This is a genomic window from Citrobacter sp. C6_1, from assembly GCF_014596835.2.
Lineage (GTDB): Bacteria > Pseudomonadota > Gammaproteobacteria > Enterobacterales > Enterobacteriaceae > Citrobacter > Citrobacter pasteurii.
In genome coordinates this window covers 843,037-868,229 of record NZ_CP115031.1, presented here as the reverse complement: position 1 = coordinate 868,229, position 25,193 = coordinate 843,037, and the positions used below count along the sequence as shown (strand labels likewise).

23 protein-coding genes are annotated in these 25,193 nt (G+C 52.4%); 9 read left to right on the top strand and 14 right to left on the bottom strand.

The window, feature by feature from the left end; all coding sequences use genetic code 11:
• Window positions 1-117: 117 nt before the first annotated feature.
• The 9 genes from recC to rppH form a co-directional block, all read right to left on the bottom strand.
• The gene (gene recC, locus IB196_RS04310; protein ID WP_188231923.1) at window positions 118-3,486 is read right to left on the bottom strand and encodes an exodeoxyribonuclease V subunit gamma; all 3,369 of its coding nucleotides are present in this window, start codon (window positions 3,484-3,486) and stop codon (window positions 118-120) included.
• Between the two features lie 12 nt (window positions 3,487-3,498).
• Window positions 3,499-3,822, bottom strand: coding sequence for a prepilin-type N-terminal cleavage/methylation domain-containing protein (locus IB196_RS04305; RefSeq protein ID WP_005123424.1), 324 nt, complete (start codon window positions 3,820-3,822; stop codon window positions 3,499-3,501).
• Complete coding sequence (locus IB196_RS04300) at window positions 3,807-4,214, bottom strand: DUF2509 family protein (RefSeq protein ID WP_005123423.1); 408 nt, start codon at window positions 4,212-4,214, stop codon at window positions 3,807-3,809. The genes IB196_RS04305 and IB196_RS04300 overlap by 16 nt, the downstream gene beginning before the upstream one ends.
• Window positions 4,211-4,774 carry a prepilin peptidase-dependent protein gene (locus IB196_RS04295; protein WP_182289922.1) on the bottom strand — a complete coding sequence of 188 codons (564 nt, stop codon included), beginning with the start codon at window positions 4,772-4,774 and terminating at the stop codon, window positions 4,211-4,213. The genes IB196_RS04300 and IB196_RS04295 overlap by 4 nt, the downstream gene beginning before the upstream one ends.
• Complete coding sequence (locus IB196_RS04290) at window positions 4,765-5,235, bottom strand: prepilin peptidase-dependent protein (RefSeq protein ID WP_040232170.1); 471 nt, start codon at window positions 5,233-5,235, stop codon at window positions 4,765-4,767. Before IB196_RS04290 ends, IB196_RS04295 begins: the two co-directional genes overlap by 10 nt.
• Window positions 5,236-5,419: 184 nt before the next feature.
• Window positions 5,420-6,214 carry a thymidylate synthase gene (gene thyA / locus IB196_RS04285; protein WP_005123418.1) on the bottom strand — a complete coding sequence of 265 codons (795 nt, stop codon included), beginning with the start codon at window positions 6,212-6,214 and terminating at the stop codon, window positions 5,420-5,422.
• A gap of 6 nt (window positions 6,215-6,220) precedes the next feature.
• A complete protein-coding gene (gene lgt, locus IB196_RS04280) occupies window positions 6,221-7,096 on the bottom strand; it encodes a prolipoprotein diacylglyceryl transferase (RefSeq protein WP_005123417.1) in 876 nt (291 codons plus the stop codon).
• A 190-nt stretch (window positions 7,097-7,286) separates the two neighbouring features.
• Window positions 7,287-9,533, bottom strand: coding sequence for a phosphoenolpyruvate--protein phosphotransferase (gene ptsP / locus IB196_RS04275; protein ID WP_005123415.1), 2,247 nt, complete (start codon window positions 9,531-9,533; stop codon window positions 7,287-7,289).
• A 12-nt stretch (window positions 9,534-9,545) separates the two neighbouring features.
• On the bottom strand, window positions 9,546-10,076 hold the full coding sequence (gene rppH, locus IB196_RS04270) for an RNA pyrophosphohydrolase (RefSeq protein ID WP_003825602.1): 531 nt from the start codon (window positions 10,074-10,076) through the stop codon (window positions 9,546-9,548).
• 684 nt (window positions 10,077-10,760) lie between these two features.
• Here rppH and mutH point away from each other — a divergent pair.
• The 4 genes from mutH (at window position 10,761) to IB196_RS04250 (ending at window position 13,756) form a co-directional block, all read left to right on the top strand.
• The gene (gene mutH / locus IB196_RS04265) at window positions 10,761-11,456 is read left to right on the top strand and encodes a DNA mismatch repair endonuclease MutH (RefSeq protein WP_005123413.1); all 696 of its coding nucleotides are present in this window, start codon (window positions 10,761-10,763) and stop codon (window positions 11,454-11,456) included.
• Window positions 11,457-11,530: 74 nt separating this feature from the next.
• Window positions 11,531-12,244, top strand: a complete 714-nt coding sequence (locus tag IB196_RS04260; protein ID WP_040232169.1) for a TerC family protein — start codon at window positions 11,531-11,533, stop codon at window positions 12,242-12,244.
• 145 nt (window positions 12,245-12,389) lie between these two features.
• Window positions 12,390-12,608, top strand: a complete 219-nt coding sequence (ygdR, locus tag IB196_RS04255; protein ID WP_005123410.1) for a lipoprotein YgdR — start codon at window positions 12,390-12,392, stop codon at window positions 12,606-12,608.
• A gap of 107 nt (window positions 12,609-12,715) precedes the next feature.
• A complete protein-coding gene (locus tag IB196_RS04250) occupies window positions 12,716-13,756 on the top strand; it encodes an NADP(H)-dependent aldo-keto reductase (RefSeq protein ID WP_040232167.1) in 1,041 nt (346 codons plus the stop codon).
• A gap of 91 nt (window positions 13,757-13,847) precedes the next feature.
• On the opposite strand, the gene lplT is transcribed toward IB196_RS04250, so the two are convergent.
• Both lplT and aas read right to left on the bottom strand, forming a co-directional pair.
• Window positions 13,848-15,041 (bottom strand): lysophospholipid transporter LplT, encoded by a 1,194-nt coding sequence (lplT, locus tag IB196_RS04245; RefSeq protein ID WP_149692338.1) that lies wholly within the window; start codon window positions 15,039-15,041, stop codon window positions 13,848-13,850.
• On the bottom strand, window positions 15,034-17,193 hold the full coding sequence (aas, locus tag IB196_RS04240) for a bifunctional acyl-ACP--phospholipid O-acyltransferase/long-chain-fatty-acid--ACP ligase (RefSeq protein ID WP_040232164.1): 2,160 nt from the start codon (window positions 17,191-17,193) through the stop codon (window positions 15,034-15,036). The genes lplT and aas overlap by 8 nt, the downstream gene beginning before the upstream one ends.
• Window positions 17,194-17,790: 597 nt before the next feature.
• On the opposite strand from aas, the gene galR reads away from it, so the two are divergent.
• Window positions 17,791-18,819, top strand: coding sequence for an HTH-type transcriptional regulator GalR (galR, locus tag IB196_RS04235; RefSeq protein WP_149692339.1), 1,029 nt, complete (start codon window positions 17,791-17,793; stop codon window positions 18,817-18,819).
• Between the two features lie 13 nt (window positions 18,820-18,832).
• Window positions 18,833-19,843, top strand: a complete 1,011-nt coding sequence (locus tag IB196_RS04230; RefSeq protein ID WP_137378446.1) for a LacI family DNA-binding transcriptional regulator — start codon at window positions 18,833-18,835, stop codon at window positions 19,841-19,843.
• A 100-nt stretch (window positions 19,844-19,943) separates the two neighbouring features.
• Here the strand turns inward: IB196_RS04230 and lysA are convergent, their stop codons facing one another.
• The gene (gene lysA, locus IB196_RS04225; protein WP_005123401.1) at window positions 19,944-21,200 is read right to left on the bottom strand and encodes a diaminopimelate decarboxylase; all 1,257 of its coding nucleotides are present in this window, start codon (window positions 21,198-21,200) and stop codon (window positions 19,944-19,946) included.
• Between the two features lie 117 nt (window positions 21,201-21,317).
• Here lysA and IB196_RS04220 point away from each other — a divergent pair, with 117 nt between their 5' ends.
• Window positions 21,318-22,253, top strand: a complete 936-nt coding sequence (locus IB196_RS04220) for a LysR family transcriptional regulator (protein WP_005123398.1) — start codon at window positions 21,318-21,320, stop codon at window positions 22,251-22,253.
• Here IB196_RS04220 and IB196_RS04215 read toward each other — a convergent pair.
• A complete protein-coding gene (locus IB196_RS04215; protein ID WP_005123397.1) occupies window positions 22,225-22,932 on the bottom strand; it encodes an aspartate/glutamate racemase in 708 nt (235 codons plus the stop codon). The two genes, IB196_RS04220 and IB196_RS04215, sit on opposite strands and share 29 nt — an antisense overlap.
• A 141-nt stretch (window positions 22,933-23,073) precedes the next feature.
• Here IB196_RS04215 and IB196_RS04210 point away from each other — a divergent pair, with 141 nt between their 5' ends.
• Window positions 23,074-23,400 (top strand): cupin domain-containing protein, encoded by a 327-nt coding sequence (locus IB196_RS04210; RefSeq protein ID WP_005123396.1) that lies wholly within the window; start codon window positions 23,074-23,076, stop codon window positions 23,398-23,400.
• Window positions 23,401-23,496: 96 nt separating this feature from the next.
• Here the strand turns inward: IB196_RS04210 and araE are convergent, their stop codons facing one another.
• Window positions 23,497-24,915: an arabinose-proton symporter AraE gene (gene araE, locus IB196_RS04205; RefSeq protein WP_188231922.1), complete on the bottom strand. Its 1,419-nt coding sequence runs from the start codon at window positions 24,913-24,915 to the stop codon at window positions 23,497-23,499.
• Between the two features lie 85 nt (window positions 24,916-25,000).
• On the opposite strand from araE, the gene IB196_RS04200 reads away from it, so the two are divergent.
• Entirely contained in the window at window positions 25,001-25,147 is a 147-nt protein-coding gene (locus IB196_RS04200) for a hypothetical protein (protein ID WP_156135321.1), read from the top strand.
• The last annotated feature ends 46 nt before the right edge of the window (window positions 25,148-25,193 follow it).

Genomic DNA, 25,193 nt, shown 5'->3' with positions numbered 1-25,193 from the left:
TGAACAGGGCAAGACACTGTGCTGAACGCGTCAGCCTCTTCTCTTTGTAAGAATCAGTCCGTGACAGAAAGCGCATCATAGTGGAAGCCATCAAGTTGCGCAATTTTTATACAATCATCACGACTGATTAAATCGAAAAATCGGTAACAGATAACGCTGAGACTGTAAAACAATGGTCTCCAGTGTTTCAGCATCCAGTTGGCGCCAAAGACGCTGATACCAGATGTCATCACCTTCACCGCGTACCATCATATTGCCTTCATAGGCCTGCAAAAACTTACTGCGCGCTTTTTGCAACGTATCATCGTCATCTAACATGGCATCATTTACGGCGTCATAACAGGTTTTTATCCACGCCCCACCACTTTCCGGTAATACCAGTAACGGCGATGACATGCCTTCCCGATATCCCTCAATAAGTTGCGACAGATACTGTAACGCCTGTTCGGCCTCCAGTGGAGGGAAACGCCACTCGCCGTCTTTGCGTAAGAACAACCGGCTTTCTCCCGTGCCGCCACTGGCACAATAGACAAGATGTTCCAGCCAAAGTTGCACGCCCTGCGCAATGCTGATCAAAGATGGGCGCCAGCGCAACAATCCGTCTTCCTGTACCTGCGGGAGCCAACCCGTAATTTGTACGCCATTACAGGTCAGGTCAATTTCCATGCTTTGGCTGGGCTGGCGACAGGCAATAATGCGCTCAGCCAGCAACTGCATCTCCTGGTGTTGTGTATCCCAGAGAATTTCACCAAATGCACCATAGGGAAGCGACCCCGCAGCGCGGAAGCGGCGGAACAAACGTTCAGCATCGTGTTCTTCGACCAGCGTGTTAAGCAACTGCTGATTAAGCTGATAGCGGCTGAGCCCTTCAAGGATAAAGGGTTCAGTTTCCGGGATCTCGCTCTCTTCTGAGCGGAAATTTACCCTCAGGCGCATCTGGAAAAACGCCCGCACCGGATGAGCCCAAAAGCGTTGCAGCGTTTCCAGCGTCAGGGTTTCAGGCATTGTAAAGGGGAGCGGCTGGACAAAATCCGTGTGCGCTTTGCCTGACAGGTTTGCCGCTGGCAACCACTCGCGCGCATAACTTTGCTGCTCACCTGGCAGATAGTTTTGTGCATCAAAGGGCATCCGGGTATGTAAACGGGTAATGTACGCTTTTACTTTCGCTTCACTTTGATCGCTAGTGAGGAATTCATCGCCCGGCAAATAGTGGCTTTGCCCAATGTAATCCATAAGTTCCTGTACCAGCACCGACGGGAAGCGTTCACTGTTATCCTGGATTGAGCGGCCGATATAGCTGATATAGAGCGTTTGCTGCGCTGAGATCAATGCTTCAAGGAACAGATAGCGGTCATCATCACGGCGGCTTCGGTCACCACGCCTCGGTTTTTGGCTCATCAGATCAAAGCCCAGCGGCGCAAGCTGGCGCGGATAAACACCATCGTTCATCCCAAGCAGACACACCACCTTGAACGGAATGGAGCGCATCGGCATCAGCGTACAGATATTGACAGGCCCTGCCAGGAAACGCTGGCTGATTCGTTCCTGATCGAGTCGCTGTGCCAGCTCATCACGCAACAACGAAAGCGGAATGGCACCGTCATACTCGGCACCCAAACCTTCGCCAATAATGGCCTGCCACTGCTGTTCAATCAGCGTCATCGCCGCTTCGGTATCCGCGTCCGGCAGGAAGAAATCATTAAGCATGTCCCGGCAAACGGGTAGCCACGCCTCCAGCGGACGCTCTACTGCCAGCTCCCGGCGCCAGAGATTAAGCTGCATTAGCAGCGAGGCCAAATGCCCGACTAACTCGGCAATCAAACCGCTGGACTCATCATAGGGCAATACCGACTGCCACTCACCCTGTGCGCTTTCCATCGCATAGCCCAGCAGCATACGTGTTAAACCAAATTGCCAGGTATGCTGGCCAGTTGGAGGAAGCGCGAGTTCGCGCACGTTGTCGTCGTCAATGCCCCAGCGAATTCCAGACTCATTGACCCACAAACGAAGATAGCGCAACCCTTCTTCATTGATGTTGAAACGCGCAGCCAGCACAGGCACATCCAGTAATGCCAGCACATCCTCCGAGATAAAGCGGCTGTCCGGTAGCGAAAGCAGGCTAATAAAGGCCTGTAAGACGGGATGAGACTGACGCGCCCGGCGATCGGAAATAGCATACGGCAGGTAACGATCGGCCGGTGCGCTGCCAAAGACCGACTGAATGAATGGGCTGTAGCTGTCGATATCCGCCACCATCACGATGATGTCGCGCGGCGTCAGCGTTGGATCCGCCTCCAGCATTGCCAGCAGGCGGTCATGGAGTACTTCCACTTCGCGTTGTGGGCTATGACAGACATGGAACGTCACACTGGTGTCGTTCAGATCCAGCCTTCGTTTATTGTCGCTTCGGGAATACTCCTCCAGCGTAACACCCGCCACCGCATGGTTTTCGAGCTCCAGAATATCCGCTTGAATATTATGCAAAAGGTTATCAGGGGTGATATCGACAAACGCATCCAGCTCCTGGCTGTTTTCCAGTTCCGAAAGCAGATATATGTAGTCGCGTCCTAGTTTTCCCCATGAGGCCAACATCGGATTCCCTACATCCTGCTCACCATCGCTGTTAAACAGTCCTTCAGCATTCTGACTATCGCGAAACAGCGGTAAATGTCGTTCTTCAAAGCTATGCCGACGCTGACGCGCCAACAGTTTAGCCAGATAAGCGGAGTCTTTAATATCCCCCCAGTAGTAACGACAGGGATTGGTAAAAAGCAGATGAATATCAATGTGTTTACCCAGCGCTTGCAATGCCTGCAGATACACGGGCGGTAGCGCGGAGATACCACAAATAAAGACGCGCGAGGGCAGACCTTGTGGGCAGTCAGACGTACTTTCCAGGGTCTGAATAAACCGCTGATATAAATTGGCACGATGCCAGCGTGGCTGCCCCAGTTCAGCCGTATATTCCACCAATGCTTTCCACAATGGCGCTTGCCAGGCCTGAGCGTCTTCTAACCCCTCCACCTGCTGTCCCGCCTCCCACTGCGTCAGCCATTCTGGGCGGTAGACTAAATACTGGTCGAACAGATCCGCGGCGCGTGATGAAAGCTGAAACAGCTTACGTTTGTCTGTGTCGTCGGTGAGATAGTGGCGTAGCAGTGCGAAATCATCGTTATCCAGCAATTGGGGTAGCAGCGTCATCAGCTTCCAGCTCATGCTCTGTTTGCTGAATGCGCTCTCTTTTGGGATATCCGGCAATACGCGCACAAACATATCCCAGATAAAACTCGCTGGCAGCGGGAAATCAATGTTAGCGGCAATACCAAACTTCTGTGCCAGAGTCATTTGCAACCACTGCGCCATACCGGTGCTTTGAACCAGGATCATCTCGGGTTCAAAGGGGTCGTCCAGCCGCTCGCGCTCAACGATATATTCCATCAACGCTTCCAGCACATCCAGACGATTGGAGTGGTAGACCCTTAACATAGCGACTCCTGACTACTGACGATTTGGGCAGTGCAGTCGTGTCATCTGACCCTGCCTGCCCAGAGGGGAAGTAATTTTAACATTGATGCTGACACATCCCGCTACCGTTGTCTGCATTCGGTTAATTTGCCAGTTCAAAGGTGGTGAATACATACGCAACTGTGTTTGCTGCCAGGCGTGATGCCACAATTGTTGGTACTGGCTTCTGACTAAAAAGCTCTTCATCAGCGCCCGCTGATATCCCGAAAGCGCGGTCACGATCATAATCATCAGCACCATTGCCAGCATCACTTCCGGCAAGCTAAAACCACGCTGTCTGTTCAGGGTATCAGACATAGCTCCAGCACCTTTAACGGGCAGAAATCGCTCCAGCCATGCGCTGAGAATTCGATAGTACCCTCGATAATCATCCCCTGACGCCATAGTGATATACCTTCATATTGCGCAATAAGCAGCACAAGATCGTCGTCGAGCACACGCAGGCAGACCGTCGCACCCTGCGTGGAATAGCGTCGACACTGCGTTGCCATCTGCAAGCTCCAGGGCTGCATACGTGCCCATTCCATGGCGGATTGCACCACTGCCTGATGTTGTAGCGACTGGCTTTCCGTTGCCACCCGCGACGCAAAACTCGCCTCCTGTCGGCTCACGCCTTGCAGCAACAGACTGCCGAGTACCAGGAGTAAAAGCACCATTGCAAGCGATGAAACACCTCTCTCACGGTTCACAGGTTGAATCCTGTGACGTCATAGAATGCCTCAATGACCTTTTGAGGCTCGGCGTTGCTTCTCCCGCGCAGGTGCAACGAAAGCACAGGCGCAAATCCGCTGATATTCAGGCGCTCCACCTGAAATACCTCAATCTGAATAGAATCCGGATCGGTCATTTTATCCCAACCGTTTCCCACGCAGGTTGTTGCGCCACGCAAGGTTTCCAGCACCTTATCTTGAACACGAAACCCAACGACATCAGCCTCCTTCGCCGGAATATCGTCCCAGACACCGTTGCTGTTGGCATCCCAGCGTACAATCACACAGTCTCCCGCGGCTGATATCATCAGCCCTTCTCCGATACAGTTTCCCCGACAATAGCCAGCCCGCTGGAGATGCTTCGCCACGGTATAGATCCGCTGCCAGAGCTCATCTTCAAGCACCAGCTGACGAGTGTTATGCAAAATCTCTCGCTGCAGCGCAGGTAAAAATCGCGCAGCGCTGAGGAGTAAAATACTGCTTATCACCATAGCGATAAGCACCTCAAGCAGTGAAAAGCCACGTTCACTTACCGACATTGATCCGCCTCACTGCGTTCGCAAAGCCTGATTCGTCCCCAACCAGACACCACCACACGCCATTCACCTGCAGCATTCTTCAGGTAGATATGCCCGGCCCATGCGGTATTACGTAAGCCAAAAAAAGCCAGTGACGGTGTTATCTCTACCATCTCGACATCAGCCCAGAGCGGCGTAAAAATCAACGGTGAAACCGGCTGACACGAAGTTTGTGACGTCGCTGAGCTTGCCAGACACCATGTTCCTCCTTCGCGGAGCACGTTGATGACGTGATCACGATTACGCCAGTTAGCATCTTCGCGCAATTGCAGCAGGTAATCCCGCACCTGGCTGGCTGTTTGCCATAACCGCTGCTGTTGTTGCCAGCGCTGCCAACCGTATAACCCCGATGCGCCAAGCGCCGCGACAATCAGCATTGCAATCAGGGTTTCGAGAAGCGTGTAGCCTTGTTGTTTTTTCATGTCGCCAGTATGGCGTGAGAGAAATTAATAACGAGGGGGAAATTCAGCTTCTTCGGCAAGCTACGGAGAATATTTAGCGCATTGCATCACGTTGCAAAATTTCAGGAATCAACGCCGCAGAATGGAATGTAAGGCAAAAAAAAACCGACGCGTAAGGCGCCGGTTGTGACAGGATTAGTCTCGATCAAATAGCGACCGGTGCTTTAATGCCTGGGTGCGGATCGTAACCCTCAATTTCGAAGTCGTCGAAACGATAGTCGAAAATTGAATCTGGTTTACGCTTGATAACCAGCTTCGGCAGCGCGCGTGGCTCGCGGCTAAGCTGCAGATGTGTTTGATCCATATGGTTACTGTACAGGTGCGTGTCACCGCCTGTCCAGACAAAATCACCGACTTCAAGATCGCACTGCTGCGCCATCATGTGAACCAGTAAGGCGTAGCTGGCGATGTTGAACGGCAGACCGAGGAATACATCGCATGAACGCTGATACAGTTGACAAGAGAGTTTGCCATCCGCCACGTAGAACTGGAAGAACGCATGACACGGCGCCAACGCCATCTTATCCAGTTCGCCTACGTTCCACGCGGAAACGATAATACGACGAGAATCCGGGTCGTTTTTCAACTGGTTCAGCACTGTCGTGATCTGGTCAATATGGCGGCCATCCGGTGTTGGCCATGCACGCCACTGTTTGCCGTAAACCGGACCTAAATTACCGTTCTCGTCAGCCCATTCATCCCAGATTGAGACATTGTTTTCATGCAGGTAGGCAACGTTGGTGTCGCCCTGCAAAAACCACAACAGCTCATGGATGATCGAGCGTAAATGGCAGCGTTTAGTCGTAACCAGCGGAAACCCTTCCTGCAGATTAAAACGCATCTGATGACCAAAAATGGAAAGCGTTCCGGTTCCGGTGCGGTCGTTTTTCTGTGTGCCTTCATCCAGCACTTTTTGCATCAGTTCTAAATACTGTTTCATGGTTCCTCAGGAAACGTGTTGCTGCGGGCTGCGACGGTACGCCCAGACCATCATAATAATACCTGCGACAATCATCGGGATAGACAGGATCTGTCCCATGCTGATGTACTGGACCCATGTGCCGGTAAACTGCGCATCCGGCTGGCGGAAGAATTCGACGATAATACGAAACGCGCCATAGCCAATCAGGAACAGACCGGAAACCGAGCCCATCGGACGAGGTTTGCGAATGTACAGGTTAAGAATGATAAACAGCACAACCCCTTCCAGCGCCATCTCATAAAGCTGTGAGGCATGGCGCGGCAACGAGCCATAGGTATCAAAAATAGACTGCCATTGCGGATTAGTTTGCAGCAATAAAATATCTTCAGTGCGGGAGCCAGGGAACAACATGGCATACTTGAAGTTCGGGTCGACGCGCCCCCACAGTTCACCGTTAATAAAGTTACCCAGGCGGCCTGCGCCCAAACCAAACGGAATCAGTGGAGCAATAAAATCAGAGACCTGGAAGAATGTACGCTTGGTGCGTTTGGCGAAGATAATCATCACCAGAATCACCCCAATAAGCCCGCCATGGAAGGACATGCCCCCATCCCAGACGCGGAACAGATATAGCGGGTTATCAAGGAACAGCGGGAAGTTATAGAACAGCACGTAGCCAATACGCCCGCCGAGGAAGACCCCGAGGAAGCCTGCATAAAGTAAGTTTTCGACTTCGTTTTTGGTCCAGCCACTGCCCGGGCGATTAGCCCGGCGCGTCGCCAGCCACATCGCGAAAATAAACCCCACCAGGTACATCATGCCGTACCAGTGAAGCGCGACGGGTCCAATTGAGAAAATGACCGGATCGAAATCCGGAAAATGCAGATAGCTACTGGTCATCTGTCACCACAAGTTCTTGTTATTTCGCTGAAGTCAGACAGCAATTGATAAGCGCGCCAGCATAATGCAGGCGCTCCAAAGGTGCGAATGATAGCACAAGGGGATCGCAGCGGATGCCGGGAAGATGTAAAAGATCTGTATAGGTAATCTTTACTCACCGTATTGCCTGATGGCGCTACGCTTATCAGGCCTACAATCCTCCGCGAATCAATCCTCCCATGCCACGGCGCTCCATAAAGGCCGCCACCTGATGGCGTACTTCTGTCGCCATCTGCGCTTCCAGGCTGCGCTGAGCCAGCGTTTGCGCCTCATCAAAATCGATGTGGCGCAGTAGATATTTAACGCGAGCCACTGAACGACCGTTCATTGATAAATGGCGAAAACCCAGGCCAATTAGAATGGCCACGCACATCGGGTCGCCCGCCATTTCACCGCACAAGCGCAAATCGATGCCGCTTCTTTCGGCTTCCTGTGCAATCATCGCCAGTGCGCGTAACATCCCCGGATGCAGGCTGTCATAAATGCTGGCTACCCGCGTATTGTTACGATCGACAGCCAGAATGTACTGGGTGAGATCGTTGGTCCCAACCGAGATAAAATCGATCCTGTTTGCTAAATGCGGCAGCATAAACACCATCGACGGGACTTCCAGCATGATGCCAATGCGTGGTTTTGGGATCTCGTAGCCGATCATCTCTTCCACTTCGCGTCCGGCACGTTCTATCAGGCGTCGCGCTTCATCCACTTCATCAATACTGGTCACCATCGGCAGTAAAATGCTCAGGTTTCCGGTTGCCGCATTCGCGCGCAGCATGGCGCGAACCTGGATCAAAAAGATCTCCGGTTGATCGAGCGTGATGCGGATCCCACGCCAACCAAGACACGGGTTTTCTTCGCTGATGGGCATGTACGGCAGTTGTTTATCGGCCCCGACATCCAGCGTACGCAGGGTCACGGGCTTGTCGTTAAACATTTGCAGCATGCCCTGATACTGCGCAACCTGCTCTTCTTCCGAAGGAAAACCGCTTTGCAGCATAAACGGAATTTCAGTGCGATACAGGCCAATGCCGTCGATCCGGCTACCCAGCTTCTCTTCATGTTCAGGGCTGAGACCCGCATTGAGCATCACCTTCACGCGCTCGCCGCTTTTCAATTGTGCTGGCTGGTTGACATCGTCTTCCGCCAGGCGGCTCAGTTCAACTTCTTCACTGATAAGACGCTGATATTCCTGGATCAATACCGGTTCCGGATCGACCAGCAATTCACCGCGATAACCGTCCACCACCAACGTACGGCGATGCAACACCGACGGCTGGATATCAGCCCCCATTACGGTCGGGATCCCCAGCGCACGAACCATAATTGCCGCATGAGAGTTGGCTGCGCCATCCCGGACAACCACGCCGACTAACCGGTCCTGAGGAAGTTCCGCCAGCGTGGTCGCGGAAAGCTCATCTGCCACCAGCACAAAGCGTTCCGGCCAGGCGTTCGGTCCCTGGATCGCGTCATCAAGATGGAACAGCAGACGCTGGCCCAGCGCGCGCAAATCCCCGGCTCGCTCTTTGAGATAGTTATCGCTCAGCGCGGCGAACTGTTCGGCAAACTTTTCGATAATCGTTTTAACGGCCCACTCGGCCACCGAACCATTATCCACTTCCGCAAATAACTCGCGGCGCAAACGGGTATCGGAGAGCAGGTGCGAATAGAGATCAAAAATTGCCGCCGTCTCTTTCTGTGCCCCGGCAGCAAAACGCTTACTATAGCGGCGAAATTCATTCGCGGCTTCTTCCAGTGCGCCAGTCAGACGTTCACGCTCAAGCACCGGATCCAACGTTGAAGCCTGATACACCTGCTCCATCAGCGGCAGCGTGGCATCCTGCCAGCCTTCCGCGATCGCCACACCGGGTGCTGCAGGCAATGCGCGGATACGCGTTTGCCGGTATTGCCCAAATAGTGCGGTTAACTGCGACTGAGACAGAATAGCGGCCATTTGTGTGGCAAGCGTGACCAGAAATGATTCTTCGCTTTCGTCGTACTGGCGCAACTCACGTTGCTGTACCACCAGGACGCCTAATAACTGGCGTCGCTGGATGATCGGTACGCCTAAGAACGCACGAAAGCGTTCTTCTTTCACCGAAGGAATATATTTAAAGCTGGGGTGTTTTTGCGCATCGGCAAGGTTGATAGGTTCCGCCAGCCTGCCAACCAGGCCAACGATCCCTTCATCAAACGCCAGTGCAACAGTGCGACCGCGTGGTTTTTTCAGTCCTCGGGTCGCCATGAGGTAATAACAGCGTCGGTCGTGATCGGCCAGGTAGACCGAGCAGACCTCTGTATCCATCGCAAGACAGATGTCAGTAACCAGAATATTCAACGCCTCATTGAGACGTGGAGCACTGGCCACCTTTTCGACTATTTCGCGCAGGCGGGTGAGCATAATTTGCGTAGCTTAACCTCTTTTACGTCTGTACGCAGGTGCGCTTTGCGGCTTAGGAGTGCTCTCCTGAAGCGCCATCACAACACTTGCGAATTCTTTCATCACCCTGCGATAGACATCGCGTTTAAATGACACCACCTGTCGAACCGGATACCAGTAACTCACCCAGCGCCAGCCGTCGAACTCAGGTGTACTGCTGGTTTGCATATTGATTTCAGCATCGCTGCTGACCAACTGCAGAAGAAACCATTTTTGTTTCTGGCCGATACAAACCGGCTTTGTGTCCCAACGCACCAAACGTTTCGGTAACTTGTAACGCAACCAGTTACGAGTAGAAGCAAGGATCCGCACATCTTTACGGCTCAGACCTACTTCTTCAAAGAGTTCCCGGTACATCGCCTGCTCTGCTGTCTCTCCTGCATTTATCCCGCCTTGCGGGAATTGCCAGGAGTGCTGACCAAATCGCCGGGCCCACATGACCTGCCCCTGGCGGTTACAAATTACTATCCCTACATTCGGGCGGTAGCCATCGTCATCAATCACCGGACTACCTCAACATAAACCTTATATACAAACGATTGTTTCACACTCCAGAGGGGCGGTAAACCACTCTGTTAAGAGCGCGATATTCTAATAACAATTGAATAACTCACAGCAAAGGGCCGAGTTATAAACAGAAGATACGCTACATAGGCGATTTTATTCACCTTTTCTGTGGATATAGTTGTGAAGAAGTACGGAATTACTATGGGAAAACCCGGAACAGTCTGAATAAGACATCCGTCACAATCCAAAAATAGTCTTATATATTCATTAAGTTAAAAGTAATAACTGTAGCTAAACCTGCAGAAGTGTGATGCACATCACGCATACGATCTTCGAGCTGATGAAAGATCGACCAGCGTTGGTTTTATCCACAGATTATGCCAATAAGTTAGGCACAATTTGTGTGAAAATTCGATTTTCGTCGCACGTCAAGGCTGTAAATTGAAACAGTAGTGGGGGTTTTTCACAGTTATCCCATCTTTCTGTGGATAACATGGTGTAAGATCCTGTTCATTGTCAGTGACCAGAATTGGAAAACCCGGCTTTCTGTTGCGCAACCCTCTACATCAAAATATAAAAACCACTATAAATCATGCAATTGGATAAAATATGTGGAAAAAGATAAACTCTGTCCACACGGTGTAAAATCATTGCTCATTTTTTAACCCAAGGGTAACCCTGATGCCAGAACTCCATCCATTGCTTTCTCCTCCAGAATCCGAAGCCCAGTTGCTGCACCAGGCACGGCAACTTTCGGGCTACACGCTGGGAGAACTGGCGGCGATGGCAGGACTCGCCACGCCAAAGGATCTGAAGCGGGACAAAGGTTGGATTGGCGTGCTGCTGGAAATTTGGCTTGGGGCCAGTGCGGGCAGTAAACCGGAGCAGGATTTTGCCGCGCTGGGCGTGGAGTTAAAAACGATCCCTGTAGATAGCCTTGGCAAACCGTTGGAAACGACCTTTGTCTGCGTAGCACCGTTAACCGGCAATACTGGCGTGACCTGGGAAACCAGCCATGTTCGACACAAGCTTAAACGCGTGTTGTGGATACCCGTAGAAGGTGAACGCAGCATCCCTGTGGCTGAACGGCGCGTTGGCTCTCCACTACTGTGGAGTCCGAATGAAGAGGAAGATCGACAGTTACGTCTGGACTGGGAAGAGTTGATGGACATGATAGTGTTAGGCCACGTCGAACGTATCACCGCCCGTCATGGTGAAGTTTTACAACTACGCCCAAAAGCCGCCAACGCCCGGGCGCTTACCGAGGCCATTGGCGCTCATGGCGAACCCATCCTCACCCTGCCCCGCGGTTTTTACCTGAAAAAGAACTTCACCCGCGCATTGCTGGAACGGCATTTTCTATTCCAGGCTCAATAACACACCCTGACCTTTCGCCCGTCGCGTTACGCGCCTATAATTACCGCTTCTTTTTTTTGGCAGGACTTTGTTCGATGTTATTTGCATGGATAACCGATCCTAACGCCTGGCTGGCGCTCGGTACGCTGACGCTGCTGGAGATCGTTCTCGGGATCGACAATATTATTTTCCTTTCTCTGGTTGTAGCAAAACTCCCAACAGCACAACGCAATCATGCCCGACGAATCGGGCTGGCGGCAGCGATGGTGATGCGTCTGGCGCTGCTGGCATCCATCGCATGGGTAACGCGGCTCACGAACCCGTTATTCGAACTGTTTGGCGAGGCGATTTCAGCGCGCGATCTGATCCTTCTGCTCGGCGGATTGTTCCTGATCTGGAAAGCGAGTAAAGAGATCCACGAGTCCATTGAGGGTGAAGAGGAAGGGCTGAAAACCCGCGTCTCTTCTTTCCTGGGCGCGATTGTGCAGATCATGCTGTTGGATATTATCTTCAGTCTGGACTCTGTAATCACCGCAGTAGGCTTGTCCGATCATCTGTTTATTATGATGGCAGCCGTCGTGATTGCCGTGGGCGTAATGATGTTTGCAGCCCGCCCAATCGGTGAGTTTGTTGATCGTCACCCTTCGGTAAAAATGCTGGCGCTCTCTTTCCTGATACTGGTTGGCTTCACGCTAATCCTGGAAAGCTTCGATGTCCATGTGCCGAAAGGATACATTTACTTCGCTATGTTCTTCTCTATCGCTGTAGAGACCCTGAACCTGTGGCGCAATAAAAAAAATCCGCTCTGACTGACACTCTCGCTCCCCGCATGGGGAGCGAATACTCCCCGCGCACCTTCCTTCTCTCACAGATTAAGATTTTACTGCTTTCGCCCTGCACAACTTCGCGTTATTACTAAACTAGTGTCAGACGCAGGCCATTGAGGATAAGCAGATGAAAAAATGGGCAGTTTTAATTTCCGCCGTCGGGCTGGCTTTTGCCGTTTCCGGATGCAGCAGCGATTATGTGATGGCAACAAAAGATGGGCGAATGATCCTGACCGATGGTAAACCAGAAATTGACGATGATACCGGTCTGGTGAGTTACCACGATCAGCAAGGCAATGCGATGCAAATTAACCGCGACGAAGTCTCTCAAATCATTGAGCGTTGATGGTTAAGGTCAGCCACGCTGCTGGCCTTAACAATTTTGCTTCCCTTTTTCCCTTCCCTCAGCCATTTTTATAATCCTTATGTCGTGATTATAAAAAGGAAACGGCTATGCAATATCACCGTATACCCCACAGCTCGCTGGAAGTCAGTACACTGGGGCTGGGCACAATGACGTTTGGTGAACAAAACAGCGAAGCCGACGCACATGCACAGCTCGACTATGCCGTTGCACAAGGCATAAATTTAATCGACGTTGCCGAGATGTATCCGGTACCGCCGCGTCCAGAAACCCAGGGACTCACCGAAACTTACGTGGGCAACTGGCTCGCCAAACACGGCAGCCGCGAAAAACTGATTGTTGCCTCTAAAGTTAGCGGCCCGGCGCGTAACAATGACAGCGGTATTCGACCGAATCAGGCGCTGGATCGTAAAAACATCCGTGAAGCACTGCACGACAGTCTGAAAAGACTGCAGACCGATTATCTCGATCTCTATCAGGTCCACTGGCCGCAGCGTCCGACAAACTGCTTTGGTAAGCTGGGATATAGCTGGGCGGATTCCGCGCCGGTCGTTTCCCTGCTGGATACGCTGGACGCGCTGGCAGAGTTTCAGCGTGCAGGTAAGATTCGTTACATCGGTGTTTCCAACGAAACGGCGTTTGGCGTAATGCGTTACCTGCACCTGGCAGACAAACATGACCTGCCGCGTATCGCCACCATCCAGAACCCGTACAGCCTGCTAAACCGCAGCTTTGAAGTTGGACTGGCCGAAGTGAGCCAGTATGAAGGCGTTGAGCTACTGGCCTACTCGTGCCTTGGTTTTGGCACCTTAACCGGTAAATACCTGAACGGTGCGAAACCTGCCGGCGCACGCAATACGTTGTTTAGCCGCTTCACGCGCTACAGCGGCGAGCAAACGCAAAAAGCCGTCGCAGCCTATGTGGATATCGCCAAACGCCATAACCTCGATCCTGCGCAGATGGCGCTGGCATTCGTGCGTCGTCAGCCGTTTGTCGCCAGCACCCTGCTGGGCGCCACGACGATGGAGCAGCTAAAAACCAACGTTGAAAGCCTGTATCTGGAGTTGAGTGAAGAAGTACTTGCAGAGATTGAAGCGGTGCATCAGGTGTATACCTATCCTGCACCATAATTTTTAGTGCCTGATGACGCAGCGTTTATCAGGCCTACAAATTGTTCGTCCTGTAGGCCGGATAAGACGCTTGCGTCGCCATCCGGCAATGTTACCGGCGGCGCTGCCAAATCCACAGCGCCGCAATCGCCAGCGCAAACAGCGCCCCAAACCCAATACCAATCGCGACCGCCGGGATCCCCACCAGCACCGCCAGTGAGTAAATACCCAGCATCAGCAACATCGCACTGTTTTCGCCCAGGTTTTGCACCGCAATCGCATTGCCCGCGCCGACGCTTTTCTTGCCCCGCTCCTGCAGTAACGCATTTAGCGGCACAACAAAGAACCCACCACACACGCCGATAAGCAGCAGCAACACGTAGGCCGGAAGCAGCGAATGTTGAAGAGAGAAAATCAGCACCACGATGCCGATCAGTATCCCCGCAGGCATACAGCGCGACACGGTTTCCAGCGTCACCAGTTTCGCAGCCGCCCCCGCGCCGACAACAATCCCGATCGCGACCATGGCATTAAGGTAGGTCGGCGTGGCGTTATCGGTGATGCCGAGCGCCACCGGAACCCACAGCACCAGCAGAAAACGCAGCGTAACACCCGCACCCCAGAAAAGGCTGGTTCCGACCAATGAGAAACGCGTTTCACCGTTGCGCCACAGTGAGGAGGCGGCACAGAAAAAACTGCGCGTCATTTTGCCCAGATGCCACGACTGACCGGGGCGAGCCGCAGCCAGTTTCGGGATATACAGGTTAGCCACCACGGCACCAGCATAAGCCAGGGCGCAGGCGGAAAGCGCAGCAATGACATGCCAGTCGGCCAGCACACCACCAGCAACAGAACCCAACAAGATAGCGGCAATGGTTGACGCCTCCATCAGGCCATTCGCTTTCACCAGTTTATCGCCGGTCGTCAACTCACCCAGGATGCCATACTTGGCCGGAGAATAAGCCGCTGCACCAATACCCACCAGCGTATACCCCAGAAATGGGTTAACGCCAAAACAGATACTCGCCGCCCCCAGTAGCTTGAGACCGTTGGCGAACATCATCACTCTGCCTTTCGCAAAGCTATCCGCGACCTGCCCGACAAAAGGAGCAAATAGAATGTAAGCACCCACAAACACCATTTGCAGGATTGGCTGGCTCCAGTCCGGGTAGAACTGCGCCTTGAGCAAAGCCAGGGTAGCAAACAACAACGCGTTATCGCCAAACGCTGACAAAAACTGCGCGGCGATAACGGACATCATCCCTTTTGACCAGATTGAAGTGCTAGTGTGTACTGACTCACGCATGTTGTTTTTCCGGTTCATCGACCCAGTTTTTCAGTGTCACAAAATCTGGCTTACCGCTGCCGAGCAGAGGGAGTTGTTTCAGGTGGCGGATATCACGCGGTACGGCAAGCTCTGGAATGCCGTGGATGCGCGCATACTGGAGTAATTTTTCACGGGTCAGCTCGCCGTCGGTAGTAAACAGCACCAGCGCTTCCCCTTTATTGGCATCGCTCTTGATAGCCGTGGCATGCATTTTTTCAGCAGATACCGCCAGCGCCAGCTGTTCAACCATCTCCAGTGACACCATCTCACCGGCAATTTTGGCAAAGCGCTTGGCACGTCCCTGAATCTGTACAAAGCCATTTTCATCAAAGCGTACAACATCACCGGTGTCGTACCAGCCGTGTTCTATCTGACCCTGCGCATTTTCTGCGGTTGGGACTTCCAGTACACCAGGTTTTTCGACGCGCAGATAGCCGCTCATAATATTAGGGCCTTTCAGCTGTAAACGCCCGCCATCTTCAATACCAGGCACCGCCAACAGTCGGGCATCCATACCAGGCAGAATGCGCCCTACCGTTCCCGATTTCGCCGCCATCGGTACGTTGATAGACACCACCGGCGCACATTCCGTCACGCCATAGCCTTCAAGGACGCGCAGGCCAAATTTCTCCTGCCACAACTGTTTCGTGCTGTCCTGCAGTTTTTCCGCTCCCGCTACCACATAGCGCAGACGGTGGAAATCGTACGGATGAGCAAACCGCGCGTAGTTGCCGAGGAACGTTGACGTACCAAACAACACGGTGCAGTTCCTGTCGTAGACCAGCTCCGGCACAATGCGGTAATGCAGCGGACTGGGGTACAAAAACACTTCAGCACCGGTCAGTAATGGCGTGAACAATCCTACCGTCAGGCCAAAAGAGTGGAACAGCGGCAGCGCCGACATAAAGCGGTCATCGGCGGTGAAATCGGCAATCGTCTTAATCTGCTCGACGTTCGCCAGAATGCTCTTATGGCTGTGTACGACACCTTTCGGGTGGCCTTCTGATCCCGAGGTAAAGAGGATCACCGCAGCCTCTTCCGGCTGCTGCTTCACCTGTGCCAGGTGTGGAGCCAGCAGATGTGAAAAAATCCACAGCTTATCGCCAAAGGTCACATCGGCCTTCAAGTCCTCCAGATACACCCAGCGCACTTGAGTAAGTTGTTCCGGTAAATGCCAGAGTTTGCCTTTATCGAGAAACTGCCGGGAAGTGAAGATCGTTTTGATTTCAGAGGCAGTAATGGCGCTGGTCAATCCCTTCACGCCCGCGGTGTAATTCATCATGGCCGGAATGCGTCGACGCGCAATGGCGCCAAAAATAACCGCCGCGCTGATTCCCGCATTTGGCAGCATCAGGCCGATTCTTTCACCCTCGGTGCTGTATTTTTCCAGAATACGCGCGACAAACAGCGTTTTCGTCAGCAGTTTGCGATAGCTGTCCGGAGTGAAATTAATATCTTCAATGCAGTTTTTGCCTGCGCCAAACCGATATTTTGCCGCCAGCAGAGACTCGTATAACGTTTCACGCGGGCGTACCGCCATACGCGCTTCCATCATAATCTGGTGCAACATTTCACCGGCGATTTTGCGGCGTTCGCGCGCGCGCGGCGCTTCCGGCATCGGCAATACCGTTGGCGGTAGAATATGGAGTCTGATTTGCGGAAAGAAGCGCTGTTTAACCAAACCTTTCAGACGGCTGAAATGGGTCAGTTCTGCACCTTCTATACGCACAGGCACCACCGTCGCCTTTGATTTTGCGGCAACGAACCCGGCACCGTCGTAGATTTTCATCAGTGAACCGGTGGTAGAAATACGTCCTTCCGGGAAAATAACCACCGGGCGCCCCTGTTCGACCAGACGAACCAGATGCTTAATCGACATCGGTTTGGTTGGGTCTAACGGCACGAAATCAATCAGCGGGGTTAGCCAGCGCATATACCATTGCTGACTAATAGAGGTGTAAACGGCAAACACAGGGCGAATCGGTAAAAAGAGCGCCAGCAGGATACCATCGATAAATGAGACATGGTTGGGCGTGATTAAGACGCGTTCTCCCCGTAGCGCGCTGACATCGCCCGTAACGCGAACACGAAACAGCACGCGAAACAGATTTCGAAAAAAGCCAAATAGCATCTCAACTCCCTGTGCCATTAATTATATAACCATCAATGGTGGGAGAGTATACGAGTTGGAGAAGGGGCGCGACAGATAACGGGTAAATAGAGTCCGAAAAAAAACCTGCGCATCCGCGCAGGTCGGTGCAAGAGACAGGTACGAAGTGCGTACCGAATAATCTCACCAATCAATACCTCTGGGATCTTGATTGTGGTCGTCACCGCGCCGTTCCGCCAGTTGGAAAACGCAAAGGAATGAACCCAAGTGCAACGAGTTGTGTAAATTATCGGTTACTGTTACAGATACGCTGGACGCAAAAAAAAACCTGCGCATCTGCGCAGGCTGGTGTAAATTTTGTGATCAACCCGAAAGTTGATTTCACCTATCAATACCTCTGGGATCTCAACTCTATCAATCCGCTCTCTCACCTCACCAGCGAACAATCGCAACAGCACATCGCAAAGTGTAAGCAAAGGTTTTCATTTTCTATTTTCTGTCTTACTTCGCTCGTGTCCGCTCACATTTGCGACGTCCTGACGGGCAATCTGCTTGAACAGGCAGCCGTTTTCCGTAACACTGGCGAGATGTAAGCGTTTACCCACAACAGGTACTATCATGGCGACCATAAAGGATGTAGCCCGACTAGCTGGTGTATCAGTCGCCACCGTTTCTCGAGTGATCAATGACTCCCCCAAAGCCAGCGACGCATCGCGTCTGGCTGTAATGAGTGCAATGGAATCACTCAGCTACCACCCCAACGCCAACGCGCGGGCGCTGGCACAACAATCTACTGAAACCGTCGGTCTGGTAGTCGGTGATGTGTCCGATCCGTTCTTTGGGGCAATGGTTAAAGCTGTCGAGCAGGTGGCCTATAATACCGGTAACTTTTTACTGATTGGCAACGGCTACCATAACGAGCAAAAGGAACGTCAGGCGATTGAGCAACTTATTCGCCACCGCTGCGCAGCCCTCGTGGTCCACGCTAAAATTATCCCGGATGCCGAGCTGACATCATTGATGAAACAAATCCCCGGAATGGTCCTGATCAACCGAATTTTACCGGGATTCGAACAACGCTGCGTTGCGCTGGACGACCGTTACGGTGCCTGGCTGGCAACCCGTCATCTTATTCAGCAGGGCCATACGCGCATCGGTTATCTGTGTTCCAACCACAGCATTTCAGATGCGGAAGATCGTTTGCAAGGCTATTACGACGCGCTGGCGGAAAGCAATATTCCGGTAAACGATCGACTGGTCACGTTTGGCGAGCCCGATGAAAGCGGCGGCGAGCAGGCAATGACTGAGCTGCTTGGTCGCGGCAAAAACTTCACGGCTATCGCCTGCTATAACGACTCAATGGCGGCGGGCGCTATGGGTGTATTAAATGATAACGGCATTGATGTGCCGGGAGAAATCTCGCTGATTGGTTTTGATGATGTACTGGTTTCACGCTACGTGCGTCCACGGCTGACGACGGTACGCTACCCTATCGTGACGATGGCAACCCAGGCCGCCGAACTGGCGCTGGCGCTGGCCGAAAAACGCCCGGTCCCGGAAATCACTCACGTCTTTAACCCAACGCTGGTACGCCGGCATTCCGTTTCGGCGCTGACTGAGCCGGGAAATTCTTCGTCAAACGATTAATCAGGATTGCGTCATGACAACGATGTTAGACGTTTCACGACATGCTGGCGTATCGAAAGCGACCGTTTCACGCGTACTTAATGGTACGGGGCAGGTAAAAGAAAGCACGCGCCAGAAAGTCTTCAACGCCATGCAGGCACTCGATTATCGGCCCAATTTTTTAGCGCGCTCACTGGCAAACCGCACCAGCAACAGCATTGGTCTGGTGGTATCTACATTTGATGGATTCTACTTTGGTCGTTTGCTGCAACAGGCATCGCGCCAGACGGAGTCTCACGGCAAACAGCTGATTGTCACCGACGGCCATGACACACCAGAGCGAGAGCAGGAAGCCGTTCAAATGTTGGCCGACCGACAGTGCGACGCCATTATTCTCTACACTCGCTACATGAGCGAAAAGGCGATTATGTCGCTGATGACCCGCATTGATATGCCCTTGCTGGTCATTAACCGCGACGTCAGCCAGGCCCGCGACCGCGCGATTTTCTTTGAACAGGAAGACGCGGCGTTTCAGGCAGTCGATTACCTCATCTCGCAAGGACATCGTGATATTGCCTGCATCACCGTACCCGGCCATACGCCAACCGGTAAATCCCGGTTGATGGGATATCGTAAAGCGCTGGAAAAAAACGGTATTCCCTGGGAACCCGCCAGGGTCAAATACGGTGATTCAACGATGACCAGAGGCTATGAAGCCTGTCGTGAACTATTGGATGAAGGGGTGATATTCAGCGCGCTGTTCGCCTGTAACGATGATATGGCGTTAGGTGCATCGAAAGCATTACATCAGGCTGGACTAAAGATCCCCGAAGATGTTTCGTTGTTTGGTTTTGATGATGCGCCCAGCGCGAAATGGCTGGAGCCAGGACTCTCTACCGTCTATCTGCCGATCGATACCATGATAACCACGGCAATCGATCAGGCTATTCGTCTGGCTAATGACGAAGACGTTGAACCCATTCCGCCGTTTACGGGCACCCTGGTGTTGCGGGAATCGGTGACAACAGGGCCGTATTATAAGTAATTCTTAATCAGATGCCGGATGGCGGCTTCGCCTTATCCGGCCTAAAGACCCCACCGTTAATTTCGTAGGCCGGATAAGCGTAGCACCATCCGGCATGCAATCAGATAAGCTCCAGCGCTAACAGCTCTTCAATGGTCTGACGACGACGAATCAGTCGCGCCACGCCGTTATCAAACAGCACTTCCGGTAACAGCGGGCGGCTATTGTAGTTCGACGACATCGACGCGCCATACGCACCGGTATCATGCAATACCAGGTAATCTCCCGGCACTACCGCAGGTAATAGACGGGTTTCGACTTTACCGCCTTCCTGTTGGGTAAAAACATCGCCCGATTCGCACAGTGGACCGGCAACCACCGTCTCAATCTGCGCCGCATTATCCAGCGAGCGGCCATCCCCGGCCAATGCGGAGATATGGTGATAGCTGCCGTACATTGCTGGCCGCATCAGATCGTTAAAGCCAGCGTCGATCAACACGAAGTGGCGACTGCCCATCTCTTTCACACTGCGCACCTGCGCCACCAGCACACCCGCTTCCGCCACCAGAAAACGTCCTGGCTCGATCTCAAGCTTCACCGGATGCCCCAGATGTTTGGCTATTTGATCGCGTGCCGCGCTCCACAAACCAACGTAGTGATCGGTGTTGATCGCCTCTTCTCCTTCGCGATACGGGATCGACAAACCTCCACCCGCAGATATAGCTTCCAGATCCTGACCTAATTCAACAACCTGACGCACCATCGCGCCACACACTTGCTCCAGATGGCCGTAGTCCACACCGGAGCCGATATGCATGTGAATGCCCACCAGTTTCAGTTGATAACGCTGAATCACCTCCAGCGCCGCCGGAAGGTCGCTATACCAGATACCGTGCTTGCTGTTCTCGCCGCCGGTATTGGTTTTCTGGCTATGCCCGTGACCAAAACCCGGGTTGACGCGCAGCCATACACGATGCCCTGGCGAAACCTGGCCCAGTTGTTCCAGCATATCAACCGACCCGGCGTTTACTGGAATACGTAGCTCATGCACCCGGGCCAGCGTCGCCTGGTCAATCATATCGGCGGTAAAGACGATCTCATCATTCTCCGGCACAAAACCTGCCGCCAGCGCACGTTCAATCTCACCCAGCGAGACGGAATCCACCTTCACGCCCTGCTCACGCATCAGACGCAAAATATGAATATTCGAGCAGGCCTTTTGGGCAAAACGCACCACATCAAACTGACTCAGTTTGGCTATCTGCGCGCGGATAATCTGCGCATCGTAAACCCATACCGGACAGCCGAATTCGGCGGGCAGACGCAGCAGGTTATCTGCGGTCAGGTCAGTATCAGTGCTGTTGAGTGGACGTGGCATGGTGTGCTCCGGTATTGGCTTTTTTATGATTACGCCACAGCACGAAGAGAATAAAAAATATCGTTTTATCGCGAGTCTATGCAAAAATGATATGGGATGTTTATTTGAGGATCGCCAATGCCCGCCGTTAACTTGCGCCACATTGAAATTTTTCACGCCATTATGACAGCAGGCAACCTGACGGAAGCCGCACGGATGCTGCACACGTCGCAGCCTACCGTCAGTCGCGAGCTGGCAAGATTTGAAAAAGTTCTGGGGTTAACACTGTTCGAACGTACGCGAGGCCGGCTGCATCCTACAGTGCAAGGGCTACGCCTGTTTGAAGAGGTGCAGCGATCCTGGTATGGCCTGGACCGGATCGTCAGCGCCGCCGAAAGCCTGCGTGAATTTCGTCAGGGCGAGCTGTCGATTGTCTGCCTGCCAGTGTTCTCACAGTCCTTTTTACCGCCGTTGCTGCAACCCTTCCTCACCCACTACCCGCAGGTTAACATTCAGATTGTGCCGCAGGAGTCGCCGCTGCTGGAAGAGTGGCTATCAGCACAACGTCACGATCTCGGGTTAACTGAGACCCTGCATACCCCCGCCGGGACTAAACGCACTGAATTACTGTCGCTGGATGAAGTTTGCGTGCTGCCGCAGGGACATCCCCTGACCGGGAAAGCAGTATTAACACCGCAGGATTTTCAGGGGGAAAACTATATCAGCCTGTCGCGCACCGACAGCTATCGCCAGTTGCTGGATACCCTGTTTAATGATCATCAGGTCAAGCGCCGAATGGTCATAGAAACGCACAGTGCCGCATCAATTTGTGCGATGGTACGTGCCGGCGTGGGGATCTCAGTAGTAAACCCGCTGACCGCCCTGGATTACGCAGGCAGCGGGATTGTAATCCGGCGTTTTAGTGTTTCGGTGCCTTTTACCGTCAGCCTGATTCATCCACTGCATCGCCCGGCATCCGCGCTGGTTGATACTTTTACAGCACATCTACAGTCCCATCTCCACCGGCTTACCGACCCGCTGGAGGCTATTTTGCAGTCTCAGGTGAAAGCATAAACGTCACGGCATCCTGCGCATGGATCGCCGCGGTATCGAAGACCGGCAACGGGCTCATTTCAGTGGGAACCAGCAGGCCAATTTCGGTGCAGCCGAAGATCACTCCTTGTGCCCCCTGACGGGCCAGTTGCTCAATCACGCTCAGGTAATAATCACGGGATGTTTCGCTAAATTCACCAAGGCACAGTTCCTCGAAAATAATCTGGTTTATTTTCTGTCGGTCGTCAGCATCAGGGATTAGCGTGCTAATGCCAAATTCCGTCTGTAAACGCCCACGATAGAAATCCTGTTCCATGGTGTAACGCGTGCCCAACAGCGCGACGTTACTCATCTTCTGCTGTTGTATGGCTCGTCCTGTTGCATCGGCAATGTGCAAAAACGGGACATCGCAGGCCGTTTCAATGGCCTCGGCCACTTTATGCATGGTGTTAGTACACAGCACAATTCCCTCAGCCCCCGCTTGCTGTAGCCCCACCGCCGCCTGCGCCAGGATCTCCCCTGCCCGCGGCCAGTCACCGTTCGACTGACACGCTTCAATCTCATGGAAATCGACGCTATGCAGCAGAATTTTCGCAGAATGCAGACCGCCCAGACTCTGCTTAACCCCTTCATTAATCAGACGATAATAGGGAATAGTGGATTCCCAGCTCATTCCGCCTAACAGACCGATCGTTTTCATCATTTGCCCTTATTCGTGGTTGTCCTCCCAGTGAACCAAAGATGTGATCAACTTTCCACATCTGTCGGCGCACATTTCCTTTTTTCATTTTCTGATATAAATTTAATGAAATAATGTTTCATTTTACTGCGGGAATACCGAATGTTTATTTTTCATAAAGAAACCGCGCTTGAAGATCTGGGTAACGGCGTTACCCGGCGTATTCTGGCTCACGATGGCAAAATGATGGCCGTGGAAGTTAATTTCGAGCAGGGCGCAGTTGGCCCAATGCACAACCATCCGCATGAACAACTCACGTACGTTTTATCGGGTGAGTTTGAATTTACGATTGGGGAAGAAAAGCATGTCGTCCATGCAGGTGACACCCTGTACAAGCAACCCAATATCATGCACGGCTGCGTCTGTTTACAGCCGGGGACATTGCTCGATACCTTCACCCCGGTGCGCGAAGACTTCCTGCAGGCGTAATCTCTCCATTCTCAAACCTTGTTATACAAAAATGCCGGGTATCGCTTACGCTTACCCGGCCTGCACAAGACGTCATCCGACACTGCGTCTCACTATTTACACCCCAATATCTCTTAACTTCTCGCCAGCCATCAGCTTACGTTCGATATGCTCAAGCGTAACGTTTTTGGTTTCAGGAATAAGCCAGAAGGTAATACCAATAAATACGACGTTCAGTGCGGTATAAAGCCAGAACGTACCCGCGGCGCCAATACTGTCGAGCAACGTCAGGAAGGTTGCGCCGATAATCATGTTCGACACCCAGTTGGTGGTGGTGGAGCAGGTGATGCCAAAATCGCGACATTTCAGCGGCTGGATTTCCGAACACAGGATCCACACCACCGGTGCGGCGCTCATTGCATAACCGGCAATACACATCATGGTCATGCCGACTGACAGCCAGGAAAGTCCACTGGATGCGGTGCCGTTATCAAACTGCATCAGGCAATAGCCGAGCACCAGCGTCCCAATGGCCATCACGCTGAAACCAATTTTCAGCGCCGGTTTACGCCCGGCTTTATCTACTGTAAAGACAGCGATAAAAGTCGCGAACATAAACGTTAAGCCAACCACCAGCGTGGCAATCATCTGCTGCTCTGTGGTGGTAAAACCGGCCATTTTAAAAATGCGCGGCGCGTAATACATAATGATGTTCATCCCGGTGAACTGCTGCATTGCCTGCAACAACATCCCGAGGAAAACCGCGCGCCGTACGTTACGGTTAATTTTAAACAACGCCCAACCGCCCTGCTTCAGCTTCAGGCTTTCACGAATTTCATTCAGCTCATCGCGGGCTTTTTCTGACGTATCACGCAGCATACGTAATACTTCTTCGGCTTCGATGTGGCGGCCTTTCTCCGCCAGCCAGCGCGGGCTGTTAGGTAAGAAAACGACCAGAGCAATCAGCAACACCGCCGGGAGCGCCAATACACCCAGCATAGCGCGCCAGTTACCGCTGTAGCTAAACGCGGTATCGGATAAAAAGGCCAGCACAATGCCCAACGTAACCATCAGTTGATACATACTGATCATCTTGCCACGCACATTCTCACTGGCCATTTCAGACAAATAGAGTGGCGCAGTGTAGGAGGCGATACCTACGGCAACGCCCAGTACCACGCGGGCAAAAATGAGCATTTCCACGCTGGAAGCAAATGCCGACCCCAGGGAACCGACGACAAACAGGATCGCCCCGGCCATCAGGCTGTATTTGCGTCCCAGTCGGAATGACAACCAGCCGTTAAACAGCGCACCAATCGCCGCGCCAAGCATCATACTGCTCACCACCCACTCCTGCAGACGGCTGGTCAATACAAAGTGATCGGTGATAAAAGGCAACGCGCCGGCAATTACGCCGATATCGAGGCCAAATAACAACCCTGCGACAGCCGCAGAGATCGAAACAAACATATTCATACGTCGCGTATCGCGCACAGTGCGCGGCGCTAAAGCAGCATCATTATTTATTGAGACCATTTTTTCCTGCCAGATACAGAGTAAGCCATGTCGATGAAAGTAAGGGATCCCTTGCAGGAAGCGTCAGGCGGGAAACGGCAAAAACATGGATAAAATTGCTGCACCACATCGTTATGTGATGGATATTCCAATTTTAAAATTTACCGCTAATTACTCAATTAAATTTAAAGCAATGATATTAAAGAATATTAAAAATAAAGAATCCATATACAGGGAAATAAATATGGAATAATTTATAACCACAATATGGATTTTAATGATCCAAATATGAAAAAAAA

Coding starts and splice junctions, on each gene's coding strand:
- recC (WP_188231923.1), bottom strand. CDS start 3,486: ATGTTAAGGGTCTACCACTCCAATCGTCTGGATGTGCTGGAAGCGTTG.
- IB196_RS04305 (WP_005123424.1), bottom strand. CDS start 3,822: ATGTCTGATACCCTGAACAGACAGCGTGGTTTTAGCTTGCCGGAAGTG.
- IB196_RS04295 (WP_182289922.1), bottom strand. CDS start 4,774: ATGTCGGTAAGTGAACGTGGCTTTTCACTGCTTGAGGTGCTTATCGCT.
- IB196_RS04290 (WP_040232170.1), bottom strand. CDS start 5,235: ATGAAAAAACAACAAGGCTACACGCTTCTCGAAACCCTGATTGCAATG.
- thyA (WP_005123418.1), bottom strand. CDS start 6,214: ATGAAACAGTATTTAGAACTGATGCAAAAAGTGCTGGATGAAGGCACA.
- lgt (WP_005123417.1), bottom strand. CDS start 7,096: ATGACCAGTAGCTATCTGCATTTTCCGGATTTCGATCCGGTCATTTTC.
- ptsP (WP_005123415.1), bottom strand. CDS start 9,533: ATGCTCACCCGCCTGCGCGAAATAGTCGAAAAGGTGGCCAGTGCTCCA.
- mutH (WP_005123413.1), top strand. CDS start 10,761: ATGCCAGAACTCCATCCATTGCTTTCTCCTCCAGAATCCGAAGCCCAG.
- IB196_RS04260 (WP_040232169.1), top strand. CDS start 11,531: ATGTTATTTGCATGGATAACCGATCCTAACGCCTGGCTGGCGCTCGGT.
- ygdR (WP_005123410.1), top strand. CDS start 12,390: ATGAAAAAATGGGCAGTTTTAATTTCCGCCGTCGGGCTGGCTTTTGCC.
- IB196_RS04250 (WP_040232167.1), top strand. CDS start 12,716: ATGCAATATCACCGTATACCCCACAGCTCGCTGGAAGTCAGTACACTG.
- lplT (WP_149692338.1), bottom strand. CDS start 15,041: ATGCGTGAGTCAGTACACACTAGCACTTCAATCTGGTCAAAAGGGATG.
- aas (WP_040232164.1), bottom strand. CDS start 17,193: ATGCTATTTGGCTTTTTTCGAAATCTGTTTCGCGTGCTGTTTCGTGTT.
- galR (WP_149692339.1), top strand. CDS start 17,791: ATGGCGACCATAAAGGATGTAGCCCGACTAGCTGGTGTATCAGTCGCC.
- IB196_RS04230 (WP_137378446.1), top strand. CDS start 18,833: ATGACAACGATGTTAGACGTTTCACGACATGCTGGCGTATCGAAAGCG.
- lysA (WP_005123401.1), bottom strand. CDS start 21,200: ATGCCACGTCCACTCAACAGCACTGATACTGACCTGACCGCAGATAAC.
- IB196_RS04220 (WP_005123398.1), top strand. CDS start 21,318: ATGCCCGCCGTTAACTTGCGCCACATTGAAATTTTTCACGCCATTATG.
- IB196_RS04215 (WP_005123397.1), bottom strand. CDS start 22,932: ATGAAAACGATCGGTCTGTTAGGCGGAATGAGCTGGGAATCCACTATT.
- IB196_RS04210 (WP_005123396.1), top strand. CDS start 23,074: ATGTTTATTTTTCATAAAGAAACCGCGCTTGAAGATCTGGGTAACGGC.
- araE (WP_188231922.1), bottom strand. CDS start 24,915: ATGGTCTCAATAAATAATGATGCTGCTTTAGCGCCGCGCACTGTGCGC.
- IB196_RS04200 (WP_156135321.1), top strand. CDS start 25,001: ATGGATAAAATTGCTGCACCACATCGTTATGTGATGGATATTCCAATT.